The sequence below is a fragment of the Burkholderia sp. E168m23 genome (assembly GCF_016586125.1).
In the GTDB taxonomy this organism is placed as follows: domain Bacteria; phylum Pseudomonadota; class Gammaproteobacteria; order Burkholderiales; family Burkholderiaceae; genus Burkholderia; species Burkholderia orbicola.
Genome location: NZ_BCPP01001326.1, coordinates 1 through 1,423 on the forward strand (window position 1 = coordinate 1; position 1,423 = coordinate 1,423).

Annotated in this window: 1 protein-coding gene; it reads right to left on the bottom strand. The window is 68.4% G+C overall.

The window, feature by feature from the left end; all coding sequences use genetic code 11:
* Window positions 1–1,423, bottom strand: a 1,423-nt coding sequence (locus JMF90_RS36965) for an efflux RND transporter permease subunit (protein ID WP_201326330.1), incomplete at both ends; no start/stop codon positions are given.

Sequence of the window (1,423 nt, forward strand, 5' to 3'; positions counted from 1 at the left end):
GGGCAGCCCGAAGTTGAGGATCTGGCTGACGATGTCGGCCGGCAGGAACGCGAACGTCACGCCGGGGAACGACTGTGCGAGCACGTTGCGCAGCTTCGCGACGTACGCGGCCGTCGACGCATGATCCGGTTTCAGCGTGACGAGCACGTCGGCGTCCTCGGTGCCGATCGGGTCCGACGAGTCGTACGTCAGGTTGATCCCGCTCACCGGCACGCCGATGTTGTCGAGCACGCCCGCGAGCTGGTTCGCCGGAATCACGCCGCGGATCTTCGCTTCGACTTCGTCGGTGAGCCGCGCGGTTTCCTCGATCCGCGTGCCGGTCGGCGCGCGCAGATGCAGGCGGATCTCGCCGGTGTCGACCGACGGGAAGAAGTCTTGCCCCGCGAACGCGTAGAGGCCCGTCGATGCGACGCAGGCGAGCAGGAACGCGGCCGCGAAGCGGCGGCGCCGCGCGATCGCCGCCGACAGCAGCGCGCGATAGCGCAGCCGCACGGCCTCGAAGCGATGCTCGAACGCGGCCTGGAAGCGCGCCACATGCACGAGGGGTGCGAATACGCCGCGCGGCGGCCGGCCGCTGCCTTTGGCGCGCATCAGCGCCATCGCGAGCGTCGGCACCAGCGTGCGCGAGAAGAAGTACGACGCGATCATCGCGAAGATCACGGCTTCGGCGAGCGGCACGAACAGATAGCGCGCGACACCCGTGAGCAGGAACATCGGCACGAACACGATGCAGATCGACAGCGTCGACACGAAGGTCGGCACCGCGATCTCTCCCGAGCCGGTCAGGATGGCCTCCTCGAGCGGCGCACCGAGCTCGAGATGATGCGTGATGTTCTCGATCGCGACGGTCGCGTCGTCGACGAGGATCCCGACCGCGAGCGCGAGCCCGCCGAGCGTCATGATGTTGATGGTCTGGCCGAGCGCGGACAGCGCGAGCAGCGACGTGAGCACCGCGAGCGGGATCGTGATCGCGATGATCAGCGTCGCGCGCCAGCTGCCGAGGAACAGCAGGATCATCAGCGCGGTCAGGCACGCGGCGATCAGCGCTTCGCGCACGACGCCCTGAACGGCCGCCTTCACGAACACGGACTGATCGTCGAGCGGCGCGATGTGCAGCGCCTTCGGCAGCCCGGCCGCGATCTTCGGCAGCATCGCCTTCACCTGGTCGATGATCGTCAGCGTCGATGCGCTGCCGGTCTTCTCGACCGTCAGCAGCGCCGCGCGCTTGCCGTCCACCCGCACGATGTTGGTCTGCGGCGCGTAGCCGTCGCGAACGTGCGCGACGTCGCGCACGTACACGACGGTGCCGCCGATCGTCTTCACCGGCAGATCGTTCAGCGCGGCGACGGTCTGCGTGCTGCCGTTCATCTGCACGTTGTATTCGTGCGTGCCGATCTTCGCGGTGCCGCCCGGCAGGATCAGG